Below are 22,986 nucleotides of genomic sequence, written 5' to 3'. Positions count from 1 at the left end.
CAACCAAGGTTGCATGGGACCAAAGTAAGGCGCTGAAGCGCCAACTCTGGTCGACACTGGAGAAGAGACATGTTGCTGATTGAATGCCCCTGGTGCGGGCCACGCGCCGAAAGCGAATTCTCGTGCGGCGGCGAAGCCGATATCGCCCGCCCGCTGGACACCGAAAAACTCACCGACAAGGAATGGGGCGACTACCTGTTCATGCGCAAGAACCCGCGTGGCGTGCACCGCGAGCAATGGATGCACACGCAGGGTTGCCGCCGCTGGTTCATGGCGCAACGCGACACCGTGAGCTACGCGTTCCAGGGCTATGAAACGTTCGCCCGGCCGCTCGCCGTGATGGAACAGAAAGAAGAAGGACAATCCAAATGAGCCAGAAAGACCGACTTTCCACGGGCGGGCGCATCAACCGCGCCATCTCGCTCACGTTCACGTTCAACGGCAAGACATACCAGGGCCATCAGGGCGATACGCTCGCTTCCGCGCTGCTCGCGAACGGCGTGCATTTCGTCGCGCGTAGCTGGAAGTATCACCGGCCGCGCGGCATTGTGACGGCCGATGTGGCGGAGCCGAACGCGGTCGTTCAGCTCGAGACCGGCGCTTATACCGTGCCCAATGCGCGCGCTACCGAGATCGAGTTGTATCAGGGGCTGGTAGCCACGAGCGTGAATGCCAAGCCGAGCATCGAGAATGACCGCATGGCGGTGAACCAGAAGATCGCGCGGTTTATCCCGGCGGGCTTCTACTACAAGACCTTCATGTGGCCGCGCAAGTTCTGGCCGAAATACGAGGAAGTGATCCGCGACGCAGCGGGTCTCGGCAAGGCGCCCGAACACGTGGACGCAGACCGTTACGACAAGTGCTTCGCGCATTGCGACGTGCTTGTGGTCGGCGCCGGCCCTTCGGGTTTGGCTGCGGCGCATGCGGCGGGTTTATCGGGTGCACGCGTGATTCTCGTTGATGACCAGCCGGAACTCGGCGGTTCGTTGCTGTCGTATCGCACCGAAATTGATGGCGCTCCGGGCTTGAAGTGGGCGCAAAAGATTGAAGCCGAACTGCGCAAGATGCCGGACGTGAAGATTCTGTACCGCAGCACGGCGTTCGGTTATCAGGACCACAACCTCGTCACCATCACGCAGCGCTTGACCGAGCATTTGCCGGTTTCCATGCGCAAGGGCACGCGGGAACTGCTGTGGAAAGTGCGTGCCAAGCGCGTCATTCTCGCCACGGGCGCCCAGGAACGGCCGATCGTGTTCGGCAACAACGATCTGCCGGGCGTGATGCTGGCGTCGGCGGTGTCGTCCTATTTGCATCGCTATGCGGTGCTGCCGGGACGTAATGCGGTGGTCTTCACGAACAACGACAGCGGCTACCAATGCGCGCTAGACCTGAAGGCTGCAGGCGCGCAGGTGACGGTAGTGGACCCGCGTCTCGCCGACGACAAAGGTGCGTTGCAAGGTCAGGCGAAGCGTTATGGCGTGAAGGTCCTGAACGGCTCGGCGATTACCGTGGCGCACGGCAAGTTGCGCGTGGCGTCGGTTGAAGTCAGCGCTTATTCGAACGGCACGGTTGGCGCGAAGCAGGCCGAGCTGCCTTGCGACCTGCTCGCGGTGTCCGGCGGCTGGAGCCCGATCCTGCATCTGTTTGCGCAGTCCGGCGGCAAGGCGCACTGGCATGACGAGAAGCTCTGCTTCGTACCCGGCAAGGCGATGCAGGCCGAGAGCAGCGTAGGCGCATGCGCCGGCGAATTCACGCTTGCCCGGGCGATCCGTTTCGCAGTCGACGCAGGCGTTGACGCAGCGCGTGCCGTGGGTTTGATCGTGGCGCGTCCGACAACCGTGCAAGTGGCCGAAGTCAGCGAGGCACCGGTCATGCCGTTGTGGCTGGTCGGCGGCCGTGAACTGGCAACACGGGGTCCTAAACAATTCATTGATTTCCAAAACGACGTATCCGCAGCCGACATTTTCCTCGCCGCGCGTGAAGGGTTCGAGTCGGTCGAGCACGTGAAGCGTTACACCGCGATGGGCTTCGGTACGGATCAGGGCAAGCTTGGCAACATCAACGGCATGGCGATTCTTGCTCAGGCGCTGAACAAGACGATTCCCGAAACCGGCACCACGACCTTCCGTCCGAACTACACGCCGGTCACGTTCGGCACGTTCGCCGGCCGTGAGCTGGGCGAATTCCTCGATCCGGTCCGCAAGACCGCCGTGCATGAATGGCATGTGGAAAACGGCGCGGAGTTCGAGGACGTCGGCAACTGGAAGCGGCCCTGGTATTTCCCGAGAAATGGCGAGGACCTGCACGCGGCGATTGCGCGCGAGTCGCTGGCGACGCGTACCAGCGTTGGCATTCTCGACGCATCGACGCTCGGCAAGATCGATATCCAGGGCCCCGATGCCGCGAAGCTGCTGAACTGGGTCTACACGAACCCGTGGAGCAAGCTGGAAGTGGGCAAGTGCCGCTACGGCCTGATGCTCGACGAAAACGGCATGATCTTCGACGACGGCGTGACTGTGCGCCTGGCCGACCAGCACTACATGATGACGACCACCACCGGCGGCGCGGCGCGCGTGCTGACGTGGCTCGAGCGCTGGTTGCAGACCGAGTGGCCCGACATGCGGGTGCGGTTGGCATCGGTGACGGACCACTGGGCCACGTTCGCGGTCGTCGGCCCGAATAGCCGCAAGGTGTTGCAGAAGGTTTGCCGCGATATCGACTTCGCCAATGCGGCGTTTCCGTTCATGAGCTATCGCGAAGGGACGGTGGCGGGTGCGGCGTCGCGCGTGATGCGCATCAGCTTCTCCGGCGAACTTGCCTACGAAGTCAACGTGCCCGCGAACGTCGGGCGTGCCGTGTGGGAGGCGCTGATGGCCGCCGGCGCCGAGTTCGACATCACGCCTTACGGCACGGAAACCATGCACGTGCTGCGTGCCGAGAAGGGGTACATCATCGTCGGGCAGGATACCGACGGTTCGATGACGCCGTACGACGTCGGTATGGGCGGGCTGGTCGCGAAGTCGAAGGACTTCCTCGGCAAGCGTTCGCTGACGCGCTCGGATACGGCGAAGGCCGGGCGCAAGCAACTCGTCGGCTTGCTCGCCGAAGATGCGTCGTTTGTGATTCCCGAAGGCTCGCAGATCGTGCCGGGTCCGTTCACCGGCGACACCGCGCCGATGCTCGGTCACGTCACATCCAGCTATTTCAGCCCTATTTTAAAGCGCTCGATCGCGATGGCTGTCATCAAGGGCGGTCTCGACAAGATCGGTGAGTCGGTGATGATCCCACTCGCGGGCGGCAAGCAGATGCCGGCAAAAATCACCAGCTCGGTGTTCTACGACAGCGAAGGAGCACGTCAACATGTGGAATGAAAACAGAAGCAGCCAGACGGTCGTGGATCGCGCAGTCGGGCAGGGCGTGTGGCAGGAATCGCCGCTGGTGGGGATGACCGCGCTGCTGAAAAAACATCAGGTGAGTGCATCGAAGGCGTTTCGTCTTGTCGAGCGGCCGTTCCTCGAACTGGTCAACGTGCGAGGCGACCTGCGCGACGCCGCGTTCGTTGCGGCGGTGGAAAGCGTGATTGGCTGCAAGCCGCCCGAGAAGCCGAATACAAAGGCGACGGGCAACGGCTACGACCTGATGTGGCTCGGTCCCGACGAGTGGCTGGTGCGCTCGGTCGCCACGCATTCCGCGACGCAACCCGCGCCGATGGAAGCCAGGTTGCGCGAGGCGTTCAAGGGTTTGTATGCAGCCGCCGTCGATATCGGCAGCGGCTACACCGTGCTCGAGATCAGCGGTCCGCGCACGCGTGATGTACTCGCGCGCGGTTGTCCGCTTGATCTGCATCCGCGTTTGTTCGGTGTCGGCCAGTGTGCGCAGAGCCATTACTTCAAGGCCTCCGTGACGGTGCTGCCGACGGGTGACGACAGCTTCGACCTCGTGATCCGCCGCAGCTTCGCGGACTACTTCGTGAAGATGATGCTTGACGCGGCCGAGCCGCTGATGTCGTGAAACCGTACGAACCATTCGGAACATTAAGCCCGGGCGGGCGCGGCTGGCGCATTGTTATCGATGAGCTTGTCGTGCCAACGCGCATAGGCCTGCATGCCCGGGAGTATCTGGCGCCGCAGCCCGTCGCCATTGATGCGAGCCTGCATTACCGGGGCGTACCGGCCGAGGAGAACGCGCACGAGCTGGTTGACTACGAAGCGTGGTGCGCGGCGGTGCAGGGCTATCTGGAGAGCAAGCCGCATACGCGCTTGCTCGAGACGCTGGCGGTGGAAATAGCTGCGCTGTCGTTCACGCAATGGCCCGCTCTCGATGCGCTGACGCTGCTGCTTTACAAGCCGAAGATTCGCGAAGGCACGCGGCGTGTGGGCGTTGAGCTCGACTGGCATCGTGCGGATTTCGATGCCTGGCGAGCGTCCGCGGGGTTGCATGCGGCGCATATGGCGCAACTGGCAGTCAAGCGCTGAATCCGCCATGACGTCGACGCGCGTTCAAACAGCCGGACTGTCACATCGTGCGTGCGAGCAGCATGATCCCCATGCAGCGCTCGCTTTGCTTGATCACAGCCTCGCGCTCGGGCACCGGCGGATTGCGTTGATCCGCTATCTGCATGCGCAGTATCTGGGTGCGCCGCTCGAGCCGCGCCATCATGAGTATGTCCACAAGGTGGCGGAGCGCTTGAGCGCCGAGACCATCGCGCGCATAGCGACGGCCGCACGGGCGCGGCTCGAAGGCTGATTCAGGGTGCGGTCCGGATGCTGAACGATCGCCCCACGACCATCAGTGACGAAGCCAGCACACACCCGCACGACACCGCGACCGACAACGCGGCCCCCATCACACCAAAGACCACACAGAGCGCAGAGAGCAGCGAGAGCGAGCCGGCGACCTCCATGGTCGAGAGGATCAGGAATGATCGCTTGCTGATCGAGAACACCATCAGGGAGGTGATCCGGCAGGCGAACATGAGCGCGGCGCCTGTGAAGATCAGTAGTAGAAACAGCCATTGATCCAGGGGTGCGCCAAGACTCGCCGTAGGAAATAGCTTGATCTTGCAGGCGCACAGTGCGGCTACTACCAGCAAGCTTGATACCGCTGCACCCAGCGTGAATGCCGATGACACGGAAAGGCGCTGCGTCGATGCCAATAACCAGTCCCTCATGCGCGAATGCACGACAAGCGCTAGCGCTTGGCCCAGGTTGAACGCAACGTTATGCACGCTTTTCGCCCCGCGATACAGCGCCGCGCCGGCAGGCCCGAGAAGCATCGCCGCGATGATGACATCAATATGTTTTGCCCCCGAGAAGATCGCGTTCGAATACCAGCTGCTGACTAGTTCCTTGCCGCCGAGCTTGGCCAGTTGAGGGAATGCGGCCAATCCGTAAGCGTCGTGCCGAGCGCGCTTGTCTTGCCGGCGCAAGACGAGATAAGTTCCCAGCAGTATGGCGCCATAGGAACCCTCGACCATCAACAGCAAGTCGGGAAGATACGGCGACAACGATGCATGCTTCGCAACAAGCCATACCACCGCGCAACGGCTTAGCGCCGACACGGTGGAGACGGCGCATATCGCGCCATTGCCGCCATTCAGACGCAAATAGCCGAGTGCGAAATGCGACAATGCGTACCCAACTGGAGCGATAAGCAGCACGGGCAAAAAATGCGGGATCGCGATCGCGCCAGAACGCGACAGAATGCCTGCTGCCGCGATAAAAAACAGCGCTGACCCGGTTGCGCTGAGCGTATCGAGGAACAGCAGGCTCGGGAAGCGATCGCGAATCTTTGCGACGCTGTAAAGCCGCGCCGAGCCGAAGTTGAAGACATCTATAGACACGAAGAACAACGCCAGCAATGCGTATGAGCGGCCCAGCCAAGCGGCGTCGAGATATCTCAGCGCGAACACGACCGCAACGAAGTTGCCGACGGCAGGCAGTGCCGAGCCCAGTGTGACGTACACGAGATCCTTACGCATGGACATGAGCCCGGGCGAGCGCCGCACAGTACGTGATATAGCGCGATTGCAGCGTAGAGTAGCCATAGGGCCGCGCTGCCTCACGATCAGCTTCAGCGCGAATAGCCAGTAGCGTCGGGTCGCGGGCGAGCGTTTCAATGCGCGTTGCCAACGCGATCACATCGCCCGGAGACACCATGCCCGTCTCGTCCAAGATCTCTGGAATGCCGCCCACGTTTGATGCGATGACCGGAGTGCCGGCAGCCATGGCTTCCAGCATCGCACGGGGCATACCCTCCTGATACGAGGGCAACACGAACAGGTCATGTTGTGCGACATGAGCGGCTACGCTGTTTGCATCGACGAGGCCGAGGAAACGTATGTTGTCGAAGAGCCCCAGCTTTGCCGCCTGCGCTTCCAACTCACCACGCAGAACGCCATCGCCTATCAAGGTCAGCGAAAATCCGACGTCGCGCCGACGTAGCTCCGCCATGGCTTCAAGCAAGACCAGGTGACCCTTGCTGTGGTTGTGCATCATCGCGGTGTTGATGATTCGCAGGTGTCCATCGGGCTGCCCGGCGCGTACGCTGGATGTCTGGAACAACGCATCCTGCAGATAGACATCGCTGAATCCGAACATCTTGTCCGGGTGCCATGCCGGATAGCGGACCTGCAGGTAATCACGCGTGACGTAGCGAACGGTCACCGCATGCCGTGCTGCAAAGCGCGTGGTCCAGCGATGAACGAATCCCGCAATTGAACGCAATGGATGCTTCGACGCCGATGCGCTGAAATAATCGGTGGGATCGGCGACCACTTCGACCGAGAAGCGCTTGCCGCGAAGCAGGCATAACAGCAAGGCCAGGGACGCGATGTTGCCGGGGAACCGGATCAACACGATGGATGCCGCCGAGATTTGCCGGTAGAGCCGAATCAGCAAGCGCGGCATGCTCTTGACGAGCCCCAGCGCGCCGCGGTTGGCACCCAGGTCGACGAATGAAACACCTTCGCCTACGACGCTTTCGCCAACCGCTTCAGTGGCAGGAAATGAACGCGCGCCGATGACGACTTTATCGAAACATTCCGCAAAGCGCGCGCCAAAACGTACATGGCCCATATGCGGGCTGACGATCTCACTACCGACCTCACTAACGACCCGACGGAAGTTACCGTCCATGATCAGCGTGATCGAACTCTCGCAGTTCATGCTTGATAGCCTCCACAAAAAGTTGATGACCGCGTTGCGTGCGGCTCTCGACGCGCGTCCAGTACTGCTCCTCATCGAGCGCAATCGATCGCACTGCATCGGCGACTGCTTGCGGGTCGAAGTCGCTTGCGTGAAACGCGAAGTCATCGAGACCAAGATCGGCGAATGCAGCGCGGCCCTTGCGCTCGTACGCCAGATGGACGCTTGGCACGCCCGCCAGAATGCTCTCCAGACTGCCGTGCAGCCGCACAGAAACAACTATCGCGTTGCCCTCGGCGAGCACGTCCTTGAGCAGCACCGCGTTGTCCACACCCAGATGCTCGCGATAGAACACGTCGTCGCTGTTGCCGCGGCCGCGCGCCTGAACCGCCAGCTTGGCATCGGGAAGAAGCGCCATGAGTGCGCGAATGCGCTGCAGATACGCATTGCGATACGGCTTTCCCTGCAGGTCGCGAAACACCAGGTAGACCTACGGATCGACCGCAACAGGGCGGCGTACCGTACCCGCCATCACGTCCCTGGCAATCTCCAGCACCACAAGGTCGCCGGTGCGCGTCGCACCCGGATGCGCCAGTTCGAGTACGCTCTTGTCGTCGCGCAGGAAAATACGTTCAACATGGCGGCGCACGAGAGAAGCCAGCATCTTCCCGGGGCGTGTATCGAACGGTCCCACGCTCTGGGGGAAATAGATTCGACGGCTATGACCACCGAGGCTCGACATGAAGATCTGGCTGCCATGAGCGATCAATGACTTCCAGCCTTCCGACTTGCTCGATGCGCGCAGGTAACCACCACCCACGCCGAAGTAGATCGTCCTGCGACGCGAGAACACCTGACAAATCCGGCTCCTCAGGAATTCGCCGAGCGAGATCAGCTTGATATTCGGGTCGTCCAGATAGCCGGCAAACGAGGCCTTGTCGAGACACACTACTGTGATCGTCCGGGTCACGCCCGCAGCACGGATTGCCTTCAGGCTCAGTTTGACCAGCAGTCCGTCGCCGCTGTTGTGCGAGCTATACGCGTGCAGCAGAAAGTATTCAGGGGCGTTCATAGCAACTCATCATGGTGTTGAGAAAACGGTCGATCTGGAACGTGCTTTCGAAGACGTGACGCGCATTGGCGCCCATGCGCAGGCATTCGTCCAGCGTGAGCCGGTTGAGGTTGTCGGCGAGACACTGGCCAGTCAGTTCGCGCAGGATGACGCCGTTGTAACCATGGATCACCTGCTCGGGCAACGAGCTTTCTCCAGATACAACAATGACCTTGCCGGCGCGCATGGCTTCAATAGGGACAAGCGCAAGCCCCTCCCAGCGCGAGGGCACCACGATCACATCCATCTCCCGCATCGCGTGTCCGATTCCGGCAGTGTTCAGCCAGCCGTGATAGGTAATGCGGGTGTCATCAATGGTTCCTGAACCTGTGTTGACCCCGCCGCGAACCGCCGCGCCGAACGCATGAAGTTCAAGATCTGCATTGAGTAGCGGCAATGCTTCAAGAATCACGTCAAACCCTTTTTGATAATCAAGGCGTCCGAAATATCCAACATTGATTGGATGGGTTTCGTCTCTTTGTTTCGCAACGTGGACACAATCATCAGGCGCAATGCCTGTATAGATGAACTCGATCTTCTCAGCCGGAATCCGGTATCTGCGCGCGGCGCGAAGTTCATCGAACGACATACAGAGAATCTGGTCGCAGCGTCGCGCGAGCACGCGTTCGACGAGACCATACCCCCACTTGGCGGGTGTCGTCACGTCCGTCTTGAGGAATGACCAGGCATGCGGCGTATAGATGATCCTGACACCCGCATGGTTTCGCATCCGCACATACATGCCCGGAAACGAACTGTGGCAGTGGACAACATCCGCATACAACGATGCGACGCTGCGTTGCAGGCTTCGCGAGATCGACCAGAATCGGACGGGGTTGCGGCTTGACCGGTAATGGACCACGTCCACGCCCTCTATATGCACGCCCCCATCCACCTTGCTGACGTCGCAAAGGAGCGTTACGTGGTGGCCAAGATCACGTTGCCTGATTGCCAGCGATTGAACGTAAGTTGCAATGCCGCCGGTCCATGTTTCAACCACGTGAACGATTTTCATGATGTGCGCCCTCCCGAGGCAACGGTGTCGTTGCCCGGCTTGGAGAACCTCAACACGAAGGCCATCGGCAAAGCGAACAAGACGATCCAGCGCACGACGTAATAAGCAATGACGTTGGAATCAAATAGAAAGAATAAAAATGGCAATGGCATCAGGACGATTCTCAGCGGCAGCCATTTACGGTTGCGCGAGTTGCTTAATGCATTGACCGCTACCAGCAGCACCGCCGGGATTCCGAATGCGAGCACGTAGCCGATCAAGCCGAAGTTGGCGAGAAATTCGCCGGGCATGCCAAACAAAAGCGTGGTTTCGTCCCCTCCGGACGACTGCACGTAGCTCACAATGTCGCTCTTTTCCTGAGCGAAAGTAGCGGGACGGTCATCCCAAAGCACCTTGGGCACGATCGATGCCGCGGCACCGGCAAAGCTTCGTCCCAGCGGCAGGTCGTAGGAGGTCTTCATCACCGTTTCGATCGTCTGTGCCTGCACGTCAAAGCGTGAGAGATCGCGAAACAGGAAGAAGCTGACCGGTCCCATGCTGAGCTCGAGCGCGCGTTGATCCGCGAATCGTTCGCCGATTTTCCCCAGGTCCGAATAGTCGACGCCAAACTTCAGCGGCATCAGGACCAACGCGATTACCGCCAGCAGCACAGCCGAGGTTTTCGCCGCACGCCGGCTGACGGGTGCAATCAGGAAGTGGTAAAGCAACGCGGCAAAGAGGTAGACGAAGATGATGCCCTGGCGATTTCCAAACACGCCCGACGCCAGCCATCCGAGCACGCCCAACTGGGTGAAGGCGAAGACCGTCATGAGCTTGCTGCAGCGCGGGCGCAGCGTCAGGCAAACGAAAATCCACAGGGGAGCCGTGTTGGCGAGCGCCTGGACAATGCCGAGACCGCCCAGCGGATCGTAGCCGGTGACCGAACTCTGCAGTCTTTCGTCGTAGAGCTCGACAATGTTCGCGTAGCCACCCAGCTTCACATAAATGAATACGATGGCGGCCACAGAAGCGAGCGCGAAAAAATACACCCATCCCGTGACGCCCGTACGCCCATAGCTTGCGGGCTCGTGCGTCACCAGACGGCGCTGTGCGACGTCCAGCGCCAGCTTGAGAAACCAGACCCCGGCGATACTCAGCAGGAACCACAGCATGACCGCTGCGCTGTCCTGCGGCAGCAGGTTGAGATAGATCTCGTCGCCGGCGGCAAGCTGCCAGGCCGGTAGTACGCAGAACGTGGCGAGCAGGAAGAGCTTGAACAGGCGAAGCAATTCATTGCGCGCACGGATGGCGAGAATGCTCACCGCAAGGATGGCCGCAAGCATCGCGGTCACGCCGGTGATCTTGCCAAGAAACAAGGCGACGATCGCGATCAGGATAGCGGCGGCTGCGAGCAGAAGCATCGGAACTGAGGCCTGTTCGCGGCGTTGCAGCAGGTTGGCGGTCATTTTCCCGACCTCTTTCCCTTGCCCGGCTTGTCGTACTCGTACGCTACATAGCGGTACTGACCGTACTTGGAGCCGTAACGCAAACCCTTGGCATCGAGGCCATTGAAGATCACGCCCTTCACCGCTACGTTCGCCTGCTCGAGTTGCTTCGTTGTTTCAAGCAGCTCACCAATAGTCGTGTGCTTGAAGCGTCCGACCAGGAACACCGTTGCGCAATGCGAGGCTATGTTGGCGGTGTCCGACACGGCGAGGACGGGCGGTGTATCTACGATCACCAGGTCATAGCGTTCGCTCAGCTGTTCCAGCAAATGCGTCATGCGCTCACTCTGCACCAGAGCGGCGGGGTTGGGCGGCAAGGCGCCCGTGCTGATGAAGTCGAGTCCGGTGGTCACATCGCGATGAACCACGTCGTCTATGGTCGCGGTTTCTATCAGGAGATCGGACAGGCCCGACGTGCGTTGTTTGCCGAAGTATTGGTTCAGGTAGCCCTTGCGCAAGTCTGCGTCGACCAGCAAGACACGCTTTCCGGCGGCCGCGAGCACGGCTGCGAGATTGGCAGACACAAACGACTTGCCGATTGACGCGGTCGGGCCGGTGATCACCACGCGGTTATTCGTGGCGCCAAGCATCCCGAACTGCAATGCGGTCCGGAAACTGCGGAGGCTTTCGATCGGAGCGTCATTGGGTCCCGACGCCGCCAGCAGATGCAAACCCGGCAGACGCGCATGAATGGCCTTGGCGTGCGTGAGTTGCGCCGGCGAGAACGGCACCGTGCCATACACCTTCATGCCGGTGTGCTGCTCGATTTCGTGCGCATTGGTCAGGCCGCCAAAGAGACTGTCGCGAACAAACGCGGCAATAACACCGAGCATCAGTCCGATCATCGCGGCCAGAGCCAGCACCATCGCTTTACGCGGTTTGACCGGTTCTTCGGGGATGGTGGCGAAGTCGATCTGACGGACGGTTCCGACCTTGCCGGCTTTCACCAGCTTGAGGCGCTCGACGTTGTTCACCACGTTGACGTAGGTGTCGCTATCGACTTGAAGATCGCGCATGAGCCGCAAGGAATTCTGTTCAATGTCCGGCAATGCCTTCATGCGTGTTGCAACGCTGCTGCTTTTCGCACTCACGGCAGAGATCTGCTTGTCGAGCGCCCGCAACGCCGGATGACCGGGAGCAAAGCGGGTCATCAACTCCGCTTGCTTTTGTTTCAACTCGAGCAGAGTGGTCTCTGACGCGACGCTTTCCTGCAGATATGTCGTGCCTTCCTGGCTCAGGTTGAACGTGCCGCTCTTGTTACGGAGCGCGTTGTAGCGCTCTTCCGAGGCGCTCAGCTTCGCCTTGAGGCGCGGCATCTGGCCTTCGAGGTAAGAGAGCGAGCTTTGCGCTTCCGCTGTCTTGCGTTCGACGTTCTGCGTCACGTATTCCTGGCCGATCTGGTTCAGGATCGAGGCCGCGAGCGACGCGTCGGTACCACGGAGTGTTGCGCCGATAATGCCGCTTTGCTTTCCTTTCGGCGTGATGTTCAGGTCCTGCTGCAGGCTCGACACCGTCTTGGGCTGCGAGTTGCGCACGAGGATGAACTGAGCGCCGGGTTTGCCGTGCAGTTCGGTGACCAGCAGGCGGAACGTGCCGACGTCCTGGGTGACCTGCAGAGGTGTTCCAACGTGACCCTGGATGGGCTGCGAGAGATCGGGGTTATCGAGTTGGAAAGCGCCGCCGCTCAGCACGGTCAGTGTGATTTTTTCGCCTTCGATTGACTTGGGGACGTCGAAGGTCGCGAGTTGCAGCGACTCCGAACCCCACACGTAACCACCCTTGCCGAAGAGGCCCGGGTTGGAGAGGTGCTTGTTGCGGCTGGCGATCCACGAGCCGATGACCGGAAGATATTTCGGCTTTGCATCGATGTAAAGTTGCAGCGTATCCACTGCTTTTCCAACCACCATGCGCGAGCGCAATATTTCAAGTTCGGCTGCGGCCTGTGTCTTGACGTCGAAGAGTGACGATGCGTCACCCAGCAGGCTGCTCGCGGTCATGCCGTTGTCTTCGACCTGGATCAGCATGTCGGCTTCGTACACCGGCGGCGTGATGATCGCGTAAGTCGCGCCAATCGCGAGCGTAACGGCGGTGACCACGCCGATCACACGGCGGTTGGCAAGCAGGACATCGAGATAGCGAACAAGGTCGAGCTCTTCGACCGGCGACACTGCAGCCGTTGTTTTTGTAATTTCGGTTTTCATCAGGATTACTCTTTATTTGGTTCTTGTAGCGCCCGAATCGGGGGCACCCAGTTGTTCACGCCCAGCTCGATCAGATGGAGCGCGTGTTCAAAGGAAGCGCGAGCCTGGGTGTAGGGGTCGGGGATGTCGGTCCCTTCGTGCTCTCCGAGACAGAACACCTTTCCCGCCGACGTCGGATAACGTCGATGCATCTCTTGCTTCTGCCGCCGGTCCATCACGAGGATCAGGTCCGCATCCGTCACCAGCGCGGAGTTGACCTGTTGTCCACGATGCCTGCTGATGTCCAGACCGGCTTCGGCCATCAAGGCGATCGAGGTCGGGTCGGCGGGCGAGCCAATCACGGCGTCGAGACCGGCGGAGCGAACCGTCATGGCGGGTAACGCTCGCGACAGCAGCGCCTCGGCCATCGGGCTTCTGCAAATATTGCCGATGCACAACACGAGAAGGGTTTTCATGTGACCGACCCTTGGATGAGATTTACTGCGGCCATCATTTCGCTACCACGGCTGCCGTGAGGCCGGCATTCACCGCCGGCATCAGGAGGCTGAGAATGCGGCTGAAGCGCACCAGGTTGCCGCTGTCGACGTAGACCACGTCGCGTGGCTGCAGGTCGAACTGATTGGCGAGGACCATCGAAACAGGTGATTTCGCGTCGAGATGGAAAACCTGCGGCTCTGCGCTGATCGAGCCACGGATCACATACAACTGACCCGGGTCCGATGAATTCGCGGTCACGCTGCCGGCTTGCGCAAGCGCGTCGGCGAGCGTCAGCTTGCCGTTACGCATGGGCACGGCAGTCGATGGCTTGTTCACTTCGCCCATGACGAAGACGCCGCTTTCGTCGCGCGCCGGAACGCGCAATACGTCACCGCTCCTGAGCACGATGTCCGACGGGTTTTGCCCACGCTCAAGCAACTGGGACAGGTTGATGGAATGCGAAACGCCTTCGCGCACCAGCACCATCCTGCTTTGATCTGCAGCGGGGCTGAAGCCGCCTGCCCGGCTGATGGCTTCGTAAAGGCCCATTGGAATGTCGTTGATCGACTGGGGTCCCGGCGTATGAATCTCACCGTCGACATAAACCTGGGCCGCGCGATAAGACGCCACACGCAGAGTCACTTGCGGTTCGACGAACGACTTGGTGAGCGCCTTGGCCAACACAGCTTGAGCATCTTCCGCGCGCAATCCGGCTACATGGACGCGCCCGGCATACGGGAACATCAGGTCGCCTTGCTGGTCGATCACAAAACCCGCAACCGGATCGGCCGTACGGGTTGCCGTCTGCGATGTTCCGACTTGCGCGGCGGCAAGCTCGGGATGATCCCAAACGGTGATGTTCAGAACGTCGCCCGGGCCGAGCACGTACGGCGCCGGGGCGGTGATCAGCGACGCGGCGGAAGGCAATGTGAGACGCTCGGCTTCGCGCATTTGCCTGAGCAGCGCCACGTCGATTTCATTGATGGCAACCGGCGGCTCGTTCTGCTGCGCCGTGTCACCCGTCTTCACGACCGGTCCAGGGTCGCTCCAGCTCATGTTCAGGCCGGGCGCGAGTGCGCAGCCGGACAATACCGTGCTGGCAGCGCCCAAGGCGATCAGACGGCGCAAGCTGGTACGGGGTTTGGTAATCGATGAGTTCATCAGGGCCTTCCTTGATTGATTGGGGTATGGCTTGCGTTTCCGTTCATGAGAGGCGCCAGCGCTTGAATACAACTTCCTTGGGCGGCGTCAGTAAGCATTGCTATGCTTCAGCCCCTTCATGACGGTCGCGGCGACGATTCGCATGTCGAGCGCAAACGACCAGTTGCGCAGGTAGTACAGATCGAGGTCCACCCGGCCCTGCATTTTTTCGATGCAATCCGTTTCACCGCGAAAACCGTTGACTTGTGCCCAGCCGGTAATGCCGGGCTTGATGCGGTAGCGATGGATGTAGTCATCAACCACCGTTTGATACAGCGCGTCATGTTCGATCGCGTGAGGTCTCGGACCGACAACGGACATATCGCCGGTCAGCACGTTGAGGAATTGCGGCAATTCGTCCAGACTGGTTCGACGCAGAAAGGCCCCGACCCGGGTCACGCGGGGATCGTTACGGGTTGCTTGCCTGAGCACTCCGAGCTCCGATGCGTGCACGGTCATGGAACGGAATTTGAAGATCCGGAAGACTTGGCCATCCGCGCCTTTGCGAAGCTGGGTGAACAGCACCGGTCCACGTGAGGAGAGCTTTACCGCGGCGGCAATCACGAGCATCAGCGGGGCCAGCGTGAGGAGGGCGAGTGCGGCGAATGCGCGATCGAAGATGTCCTTCCTCGCCAGCGCCAGGGGCGACAGCGGCGATGCAACCAGGTTGATCGCAGGTACGCCGAGCAGGTCGATGACGCCGCCGTCGAACAGCGCGAGGCTGCGCACATCGGGGAAGAAGCGGATGTTGATCAGGTCGTTCCTGAACTCATCTACTAGCGCCGCCATCCGCGGCTGTTCCGACAAAGGCAGCGCGAGCCAGAGTTCGCGAACGTTTTCAGAACGCACGCGCTGCACGAACGCCTGCGTTGATGCATAGCGCGACACGGCCGCGTCCGGCACATCGCCAGTTGCGTGGGGGTCGAGCATCATGACCGCACGGAAACCCGACTCAGGCGCTGCTTCTATCCCGCGCAACAGGCTGGCACATTGCTCACCGGCACCGACGATTGCAACGCGTCTCAGGTTCGAGCGGGCGTAGCGGGTTCGGCGAAGCACGATGTGCGCAACCAGCCGTGACGTCATCAACGCAACCGCGGTGGCAACGCTCCAGTATCCGAACCAGAGACGCGACACGAGATCGACACGATGGATCGAGAACATCACGAGCAAGGTGAGGATCTGGGTGGCGAGCCACGCGAACAGGATCTGTCCGGCGAGGGTGGCCAGCGATCTCGCGGGTCGGGTCTCGTATGCGCCCGCAGCGGGAAACAACGCGAGTGAGATCGCCGCCGAGAACGCGACGGTTGACGCCGCGACTGCCGTTGCCGATGCCGACGGCATGAGGTCGCCGGCGCGGATAGTCCAGCCGAGCGTCGCACCGCCGAGGATCAGTGCGACATCCAATAGACGGGCGAGCAGTCCGTTGAGTGTCAGCATGATTGCCTCCAGCCGAGGCGATGGCGAGTGCTGATTTCGGAGGAGAACGCAATCGACCTCGCCACCAGAGCGAGGCTCGCGCCATGCCTTTCGCGCCCGCTTTTTCGTCCTGTATTTTTGAAAGTCATTGTGATCACTTCAAGTGGAATGGCTGAAACAATTAACGGGTTAATGCTTGCTTTCGTAACGCGCTTATCAATGGCGAAATGATCTGAACCGGAATTCGGGTCATGTCGCGCGAGATGAAAAGCGCAATGCGAGTGTTGTCAGTACTGACGGTGAAAAGCTGCGGGAGCGGGATGCAACGAATTAATCGGGCCTTGGTAGGCCTTGCTGCCGAAGGAAGTGCGCCGTGCTATTGAGTGATCGTATTGTCACTGCGCAGCGGCTGTGTGCTGATCAGATGAGTCTTAAATGGAAAGGGCGCACTCTTAAACATTGCGTTGATGAAGCGCGAACAGGAAAACCAGGCCTGGATTTATATAATTTAAATAGCCCTGATCCTAATAATTTCTAGCAACACGAATAGCGATATAAATCTCGGCGAACCACCAACTGGCGAAATAAACAAAAAAGGCATCGCGGCCGCTAAGCCGGGATGCCCCAGGATACGAATTGAATTGCAATCAGCCTTGCGGCTCAGACAGTGGCAATTGCCTCCGCATGACGCGCCTTCGCCCCATGCGCGACGAAATACGGCGTATCAACACGAGCCAGCGGCTCACGGCCCCGGATCTTGTCCGCGATCTTTTCGGCCAGCATGATGGTCGGCGCATTGAGGTTGCCGGTCACAATCAGCGGCATGATCGACGCATCCACCACGCGCAGCGATTCGAGTCCGTGCACGCGGCCTTCGGTATCGACTACGGCCATCTCGTCGTAGCCCATCTTGCACGAGCACGATGGATGGTAAGCGGTCTCCGCACGTTGCCGGACGAACGTATCGAGTTGATCGTCTGTGGTGAGGTCAGCGCCCGGATGCAGTTCGCGTCCGCGATACTTCTTGAGCGCCGGCTGGTGCATGATCTCGCGTGTAATACGGATGGCATCGCGGAATTCGCGCCAATCGAGCGGGTCCGACATGTAGTTGAACAGGATGCTCGGGTGCGCATTCGGATCGCGCGACTTGAGCTTGATGCGCCCGCGGCTTGGAGACCGCATGGACCCCACGTGCGCCTGGAAGCCGTGCATCTTGATCGGGTTCGAGCCGTTGTAATTGATCGCGACGGGCAGGAAGTGGTATTGGATGTTGGGCCAGGGATCGTCGTCGCGTGTACGGATAAAACCCCCGGCCTCGAACTGATTGCTCGCGCCAATGCCCGTACCGTTCAACATCCATTCAAGCCCGATCTGCGGTTGGTTCCACCATTGCAGCGCTGGATAAAGCGACACCGGTTCAAGGCATTCGTATTGCATATACATCTCCAGATGATCCTGGAGATTCTCACCCACGCCGGGCAGGTCCAGCACTAAGGGGACATCGAGTTCGCGCAGCCACGTCGACCGGCCGACACCCGAGCGTTGCAGTAATTGTGGCGATGCAATCGCGCCGCTGCACACCAGCACCTCTCGACGCACATGCGCGGTGACGCGTTCGCCACCGTGCAGATACGCCACGCCGATGGCTCTTTTGCCGGAGAACAAAACGCGGTCGGTGACGGCATGCGTAACGATTGTGAGATTCGGCCTGCCCTTCGCCCGGTCGAGATACCCGCGTGCGGTGCTCGAGCGGCGGCCCTGCGGCGTCACGGTCCGGTCCATTGGGCCGAAACCTTCCTGGCTGTAGCCGTTGAGGTCGTCCGTACGGGGATAACCCGCCTGCACACCCGCTTCGACCATCGCGGCAAACAAGGGGTTGTTGCCGGGCTTGGAGGTCGTCACATGCACCGGGCCGTCACCGCCGTGATACGGATTCGGTCCGGCATCGCGAGTTTCGGCTTTGCGAAAATACGGCAGGCAATCGGAATAGGTCCAGTTTTCAAGGCCTTTTCGTTCAGCCCAGCCGTCGTAGTCGAGCGCGTTGCCGCGGATGTAGCACATGCCGTTGATCAGCGACGACCCGCCCAGTCCCTTGCCGCGTCCGCATTCCATGCGGCGGTGGTCCATGTACGGCTCGGGATCGGTTTCGTAAGCCCAGTTATAGCGCCTTCCCTGCAGCGGAAACGCCAGCGCGGCCGGCATCTGGGTGCGGAAGTCGAAGCGATAGTCCGGACCGCCTGCCTCAAGCAGCAGCACGGTTACGTCGGAGTCTTCGGTGAGGCGCGAAGCGAGCACGTTGCCCGCCGAACCCGCGCCCACGACGATGTAGTCGAACTCGTTCGCGCTCATCGCGTCGCTCCTTAGAATACGGGTTGGTAGGGGCCCAGCTCGACCTGTACAGATTTAATACTTGTGTAGTGCTCAAGCGTGGTGATGCCGTTCTCGCGGCCGACTCCCGACTGCTTGTATCCGCCCACGGGCATTTCGGCGGGCGATTCGCCCCACGTATTGATCCAGCAGATGCCGGCTTGCAGTGCATGAATGACGCGGTGCGCACGGGACAAATTCTCCGTGACCACGCCCGCGGCGAGGCCGAATTCGGTGGCGTTCGCACGCTCGATCACTTCGGTTTCCTCATCATAGGCCAGGATGCTCATGACGGGTCCGAAAATCTCTTCACGCACAATGCGCATGTCGTCGCGACAATCGGTGAAGATGGTCGGCTCGACGTATTGCCCTTGAGCGAACCCGTCATGCACGATCCGTGATCCACCCGCGATCAGTCGGGCGCCCTCCTGCTTGCCGCTTTCGATAAAACCCAGGACCTTATGCAGTTGCGCCGCGCTGACGAGCGGACCGAAGTTGGTGTTTACGTCCGCTGGCGAACCCACGCGAATGCGCTTCACACGCTCCAGCACGAGTTTTTCGAAGCGCTCATACACCGTTCGCTGGACAAACACGCGCGTGCCGTTCGTGCAGACCTGTCCGGAGCTGAAGAAGTTGGCGCTCATCGCAATGTCGGCGGCGCGTTCGAGATTGGCGTCGTCGAAAATGACGAGCGGTGATTTGCCGCCCAATTCCATGGTCACTTCTTTCAGCGACGAACCACCGGCCATCGACATCACTTTCTTGCCGGTCTCGACGCCGCCCGTGAACGATACCTTCGCAATGTCCGGATGCGAGGCAAGCAACGCACCCACGCGGCCATCGCCCTGCACGACGTTGAACACGCCTGGGGGAACGCCGGCTTCGGTATAGATTTCAGCGAGCTTCAACGTGCTCAGTGGTGTGATTTCGCTGGGCTTGAAGATCATCGCGTTGCCGGCGGCGAGCGCGGGCGCCGACTTCCAGCACGCAATCTGGATCGGATAGTTCCACGCGCCAATGCCCGCGCACACGCCAAGCGGCTCGCGCCGCGTATAGACGAACGAGCTGGGTCGCAACGGGATCTGCTGGCCTTCTATGGCCGTTGCAAGCCCCGCGTAGTACTCGATCACATCGGCACCAGTGACAATATCAACGGCGCGGGTTTCGGAGATCGGCTTGCCGGTATCGCGGGTTTCGAGCGCGGCGAGTTCGTCGTTGCGCTCGCGCAGGAGATCCACCGCGCGACGCAGGATACGCGAGCGTTGCATCGCGGTCATGGCGGCCCATTCGCGCTGGCCTTCGCGCGCCGAGCGCACCGCGCGGTCGATATCCGCGGCGCTTGCCTGTTGAACGCTGGCGAGCGTTTCGCCCGTGGCGGGATCGAGCGTGTCGAAAGTTTCGCCGCTGGTGGCGTCAACGTAAGCGCCGCCAATGTACAAACGCTGCAATTCGAATACGGGCATCACGTAGTCCTTTAGGTGAGGGTCCGGCCGCGTGTGTCGAGCACGAGGTCGATGTAGTCGTTGGCGAGACGCATGGCCGCCTTGGTGTCGAACGGCTCGCCGGAGAGCGCGCCGCGCAGCCACAAGCCGTCGATTAAAGCAGCCAGTCCGCTTGCCGCGCGACGCGCGGCGGCACGCGGCAGGATCTTGGAGAAATCGGCGCACAGGTTGGAATACAGGCGGCGGGTGTTGACGTTTTGCAGCCGCCGCAATTGCGGTTTGTGCATGCTTTCCGACCAGAACGCGAGCCAGGTCTTCATGACCGGATTGCTGACCTGCGCGACGTCGAAGTTCGCCGCCACCACGGCGCGCAAACGCGCGCGCGGTTCATCTTTGGCGACCCGGCGCCTGCGCGATGTCGCGTTCCACAGGTCTCGAAGCACATGGCGCATGGTGGCTTCGAGCAGGCTGTCTTTGTCGCCGAAATAATGACTGACGATACCCGTGGAAATGCTCGCACGCTGCGCGACCGACGCCAGCGTGGTGCCGGCAAGACCGGCATGGTCGATGGTCAGCAGCGTGGCGTCGATCAACTGCGCGCGGCGTATTTCGCGCATTCCAAGCTTCGGCATGGGTCCAGTCCAGATAGCTTCAAGAAAACCAGGATTGAATCCTAGGTATTTTATATTGATTGGTCAATCAATATAAAACCGCCATGTCGGTTTCTGCCAAACCCATGTCGCGTTCAATGCACGTCAGCGGTGCGGCACAGGACTACGCTCGTTAGGCGGTGCATGGCTGTGTTTTGCCATGCGGATCGTCCACGAGACAAGGAGACAGGCAATGAGCAGTAATCGCGGCGTCGTGTATCTGGGGCAGGGCAAGGTTGAAGTGCAATCCATCGACTATCCGAAGATGGTCGATCCGAGCGGCCGGCAGATCGGCCATGGCGTGATTCTCAAGGTGGTCACCACGAATATTTGCGGGTCGGACCAGCATATGGTGCGGGGGCGCACGACCGCCCAGGTCGGCCTCGTGCTCGGGCACGAAATCACCGGCGAGGTGATCGAGATTGGGCGCGACGTGGAGACACTCAGGATTGGCGATCTGGTTTCCGTGCCGTTCAACGTGGCCTGCGGCCGCTGCCCGACCTGCAAGGCGCAGAACACGGGTGTGTGCCTGAACGTCAATCCGTCGCGCGCGGGCGGCGCCTACGGTTATGTGGACATGGGCGGCTGGATCGGCGGTCAGGCCGAATACGTGCTGGTCCCGTACGCCGACTTCAATCTCCTGAAGTTTCCCGATCGTGATCAGGCGATGTCGAAGATCCGCGATCTCACGTGCCTTTCCGACATCCTGCCCACGGGCTATCACGGCGCCGTAATGGCGGGCGTGAAGCCAGGCTCGACGGTGTATATCGCAGGGGCAGGGCCCGTCGGCATGGCCGCGGCGGCGTCGGCACGTTTGCTGGGCGCGGCCTGCACGATTGTCGGCGACATGAACGAAGAGCGCCTCGCGCACGCGCGCAAGGTGGGCTTCGAGACGGTGGATCTATCGAAGGATGCAACGCTCGCCGATCAGATCGCGGCCATTCTGGGCACGCCGGAAGTGGATTGCGCGGTGGACTGCGTCGGCTTCGAAGCGCATGGTCACGGCAGCAGTGGAAGCCATCAGGAAGCGCCTGCCACGGTGCTGAATTCGCTGATGGAAATCACGCGGGTAGCGGGCGCGATCGGGATTCCGGGGCTGTACGTCACGGACGATCCGGGCGCGGCCGATGCAGCCGCGAAGAAGGGCGCGCTGAGCATTCGCTTCGGTCTGGGCTGGGCGAAGTCGCACTCGTTCTTCACCGGGCAGACGCCGGTCATGAAGTACAACCAGAACCTGATGCAGGCCATCTTGTGGGATCGTTTGCCGATTGCGGATATCGTGAACGTCTCGGTGGTGACGCTCGATCAGGCGCCGGACGGATACCGGCAATTCGACGGCGGTGCGCCGCGCAAGTTCGTGATCGACCCGCACGGGATGTTGAAGGCAGCTTAAGGGGCTACTAACGCTCAACGGGGCTAACGCTCAACGCGCCGCTTGCAGCTTGATTTGAATCTCAAGCGGCGTTTTGAGCAATTGCCATAGAAGGAGCCGCGACAACGGCAAGCGGTGGCAACTGGCGCCGGCGTTCCCGCGTGGGCGCGGTGCCGAATGCATCGCGGTAGCTCTTGCTGAAGTGGCAAGCCGACTGAAAGCCGCAGGCCATGGTGATATGCATGATCGACATATCGGTTTGCAGCAGCAATTCACGCGCGCGCCGCAGCCGCAGCGTCAGGTAGTAATGCGTAGGCGTCATGCCGAGATGTTCGCGGAACAGCCGCTGCAATTGCCGCTGCGACATCCCCGCCAGCCGCGCGAGTTCTTCGCGCGACAACGGCTCTTCTATGTTGTTCTCCATCAGCGAAATCACTTCGAACAGCGACTTGTTCGCCGAGCCCAGCCGCGCGACCAGCGGCATGCGTTGCTGCGCGCTGGTATCGCGAACGTGCTCCACGATGAACTGTTCCGCAATCTGCGTGACCTTCGCCGAACCCACGCGCGTAGCAATGAGGTTCAACATCATGTCCAGCGGCGCGACGCCGCCCGTGCACGTCACGCGGTCCCGGTCGATCACGAACAGCTCTTTGAGAAAGCGTGTTTCCGGGAATTCCTCTTTCAGCGCCGACATGTTTTCCCAATGGATCGCGCACGCGTATCCGGCGAGCAATCCAGCGCGGGCGAGGGCATAGGTGCCGGTGCAGAGGCTGCCGAGCACGCTGCCGAGCCGGGCAAAGCGGCGCAACGCGGACAGATGCGCGGGCGTGGTTTCGCGCTGGACGTCAATGCCGCCGACCACGAACACAATGTCCGGCTGCCCGACGCACTCTACCGGCCCGGTATCCACGGACAGGCCATTGCTTGCCGCCACGGGACCGCCTTCCGGGCTTACGATCGACCACGTGTACAGCTTTTGCCCGGTCAGGTAATTCGCCATGCGCAGCACTTCGATAGCGTTGGTGAACGCGATCATCGTGAAGTTAGGCAGCGGCATGAACGCGAAATGCGCGAGCGACGCGGTTCGGTCGGGGGACATTGAG

At 60.8% G+C, this 22,986-nt stretch carries 20 protein-coding genes; 6 read left to right on the top strand and 14 right to left on the bottom strand.

The genetic code is table 11. The features are described 5' to 3' along the window. The first annotated feature begins 69 nt into the window (after positions 1-69). Genes AWB69_RS12705 through AWB69_RS12685 form a run of 5 tightly spaced genes read left to right on the top strand, consistent with a single transcriptional unit; the run spans position 70 to position 4,746 of the window. Positions 70-372, top strand: a complete 303-nt coding sequence (locus AWB69_RS12705) for a sarcosine oxidase subunit delta (RefSeq protein WP_062085265.1) — start codon at positions 70-72, stop codon at positions 370-372. Then, complete coding sequence (locus AWB69_RS12700) at positions 369-3,371, top strand: sarcosine oxidase subunit alpha family protein (RefSeq protein WP_062085264.1); 3,003 nt, start codon at positions 369-371, stop codon at positions 3,369-3,371. Before AWB69_RS12705 ends, AWB69_RS12700 begins: the two co-directional genes overlap by 4 nt. Beyond that, positions 3,361-4,011: a sarcosine oxidase subunit gamma gene (locus AWB69_RS12695; protein ID WP_062085263.1), complete on the top strand. Its 651-nt coding sequence runs from the start codon at positions 3,361-3,363 to the stop codon at positions 4,009-4,011. Before AWB69_RS12700 ends, AWB69_RS12695 begins: the two co-directional genes overlap by 11 nt. Continuing rightward, positions 4,008-4,475 carry a dihydroneopterin aldolase gene (locus AWB69_RS12690; protein WP_062085262.1) on the top strand — a complete coding sequence of 156 codons (468 nt, stop codon included), beginning with the start codon at positions 4,008-4,010 and terminating at the stop codon, positions 4,473-4,475. Before AWB69_RS12695 ends, AWB69_RS12690 begins: the two co-directional genes overlap by 4 nt. A gap of 7 nt (positions 4,476-4,482) precedes the next feature. Then, on the top strand, positions 4,483-4,746 hold the full coding sequence (locus AWB69_RS12685; protein WP_062085261.1) for a hypothetical protein: 264 nt from the start codon (positions 4,483-4,485) through the stop codon (positions 4,744-4,746). Between the two features lies 1 nt (position 4,747). On the opposite strand, the gene AWB69_RS12680 is transcribed toward AWB69_RS12685, so the two are convergent. The 13 genes from AWB69_RS12680 to betI all read right to left on the bottom strand — a co-directional run bounded on the left by AWB69_RS12680 (position 4,748) and on the right by betI (position 20,493). Continuing rightward, positions 4,748-5,980, bottom strand: a complete 1,233-nt coding sequence (locus AWB69_RS12680) for a hypothetical protein (protein WP_062085260.1) — start codon at positions 5,978-5,980, stop codon at positions 4,748-4,750. After that, positions 5,973-7,166, bottom strand: coding sequence for a glycosyltransferase (locus AWB69_RS12675; RefSeq protein WP_231937080.1), 1,194 nt, complete (start codon positions 7,164-7,166; stop codon positions 5,973-5,975). The genes AWB69_RS12680 and AWB69_RS12675 overlap by 8 nt, the downstream gene beginning before the upstream one ends. Continuing rightward, positions 7,126-7,626 carry a hypothetical protein gene (locus tag AWB69_RS49295; protein WP_231937079.1) on the bottom strand — a complete coding sequence of 167 codons (501 nt, stop codon included), beginning with the start codon at positions 7,624-7,626 and terminating at the stop codon, positions 7,126-7,128. Before AWB69_RS49295 ends, AWB69_RS12675 begins: the two co-directional genes overlap by 41 nt. Positions 7,627-7,635: 9 nt before the next feature. Continuing rightward, the gene (locus tag AWB69_RS49290; RefSeq protein WP_231937078.1) at positions 7,636-8,217 is read right to left on the bottom strand and encodes a polysaccharide pyruvyl transferase family protein; all 582 of its coding nucleotides are present in this window, start codon (positions 8,215-8,217) and stop codon (positions 7,636-7,638) included. After that, positions 8,204-9,271 carry a glycosyltransferase family 4 protein gene (locus AWB69_RS12665; protein WP_062085259.1) on the bottom strand — a complete coding sequence of 356 codons (1,068 nt, stop codon included), beginning with the start codon at positions 9,269-9,271 and terminating at the stop codon, positions 8,204-8,206. The genes AWB69_RS49290 and AWB69_RS12665 overlap by 14 nt, the downstream gene beginning before the upstream one ends. Next, on the bottom strand, positions 9,268-10,716 hold the full coding sequence (locus AWB69_RS12660; RefSeq protein WP_062085258.1) for a hypothetical protein: 1,449 nt from the start codon (positions 10,714-10,716) through the stop codon (positions 9,268-9,270). The genes AWB69_RS12665 and AWB69_RS12660 overlap by 4 nt, the downstream gene beginning before the upstream one ends. Beyond that, complete coding sequence (locus tag AWB69_RS12655) at positions 10,713-12,956, bottom strand: polysaccharide biosynthesis tyrosine autokinase (protein ID WP_062085257.1); 2,244 nt, start codon at positions 12,954-12,956, stop codon at positions 10,713-10,715. Before AWB69_RS12655 ends, AWB69_RS12660 begins: the two co-directional genes overlap by 4 nt. 5 nt (positions 12,957-12,961) lie before the next feature. Further along, the gene (locus tag AWB69_RS12650) at positions 12,962-13,411 is read right to left on the bottom strand and encodes a low molecular weight protein-tyrosine-phosphatase (RefSeq protein WP_062085256.1); all 450 of its coding nucleotides are present in this window, start codon (positions 13,409-13,411) and stop codon (positions 12,962-12,964) included. 34 nt (positions 13,412-13,445) lie between these two features. Beyond that, positions 13,446-14,594 carry a polysaccharide biosynthesis/export family protein gene (locus AWB69_RS12645; protein WP_062085255.1) on the bottom strand — a complete coding sequence of 383 codons (1,149 nt, stop codon included), beginning with the start codon at positions 14,592-14,594 and terminating at the stop codon, positions 13,446-13,448. An 87-nt stretch (positions 14,595-14,681) separates the two neighbouring features. Continuing rightward, positions 14,682-16,073: an undecaprenyl-phosphate glucose phosphotransferase gene (locus AWB69_RS12640; RefSeq protein ID WP_062085254.1), complete on the bottom strand. Its 1,392-nt coding sequence runs from the start codon at positions 16,071-16,073 to the stop codon at positions 14,682-14,684. A 639-nt stretch (positions 16,074-16,712) separates the two neighbouring features. After that, positions 16,713-18,401: a choline dehydrogenase gene (gene betA / locus AWB69_RS12635; RefSeq protein WP_062085253.1), complete on the bottom strand. Its 1,689-nt coding sequence runs from the start codon at positions 18,399-18,401 to the stop codon at positions 16,713-16,715. Between the two features lie 11 nt (positions 18,402-18,412). Next, on the bottom strand, positions 18,413-19,882 hold the full coding sequence (betB, locus tag AWB69_RS12630) for a betaine-aldehyde dehydrogenase (RefSeq protein ID WP_062085252.1): 1,470 nt from the start codon (positions 19,880-19,882) through the stop codon (positions 18,413-18,415). 11 nt (positions 19,883-19,893) lie between these two features. Next, a complete protein-coding gene (gene betI, locus AWB69_RS12625) occupies positions 19,894-20,493 on the bottom strand; it encodes a transcriptional regulator BetI (protein WP_062085251.1) in 600 nt (199 codons plus the stop codon). Positions 20,494-20,704: 211 nt separating this feature from the next. Between betI and fdhA the strand changes: the two genes are divergently transcribed. After that, complete coding sequence (fdhA, locus tag AWB69_RS12620) at positions 20,705-21,904, top strand: formaldehyde dehydrogenase, glutathione-independent (protein ID WP_062085250.1); 1,200 nt, start codon at positions 20,705-20,707, stop codon at positions 21,902-21,904. 61 nt (positions 21,905-21,965) lie between these two features. Here the strand turns inward: fdhA and AWB69_RS12615 are convergent, their stop codons facing one another. Next, positions 21,966-22,982 (bottom strand): GlxA family transcriptional regulator, encoded by a 1,017-nt coding sequence (locus tag AWB69_RS12615; RefSeq protein WP_062085249.1) that lies wholly within the window; start codon positions 22,980-22,982, stop codon positions 21,966-21,968. Positions 22,983-22,986: the final 4 nt, after the last annotated feature.

The sequence above is a fragment of the Caballeronia udeis genome (genome assembly GCF_001544555.2).
In the GTDB taxonomy this organism is placed as follows: Bacteria; Pseudomonadota; Gammaproteobacteria; order Burkholderiales; family Burkholderiaceae; genus Caballeronia; species Caballeronia udeis.
The sequence above is the reverse complement of the archived record's forward strand: the minus strand, read 5'-3'. Positions and strand labels throughout refer to the sequence as shown.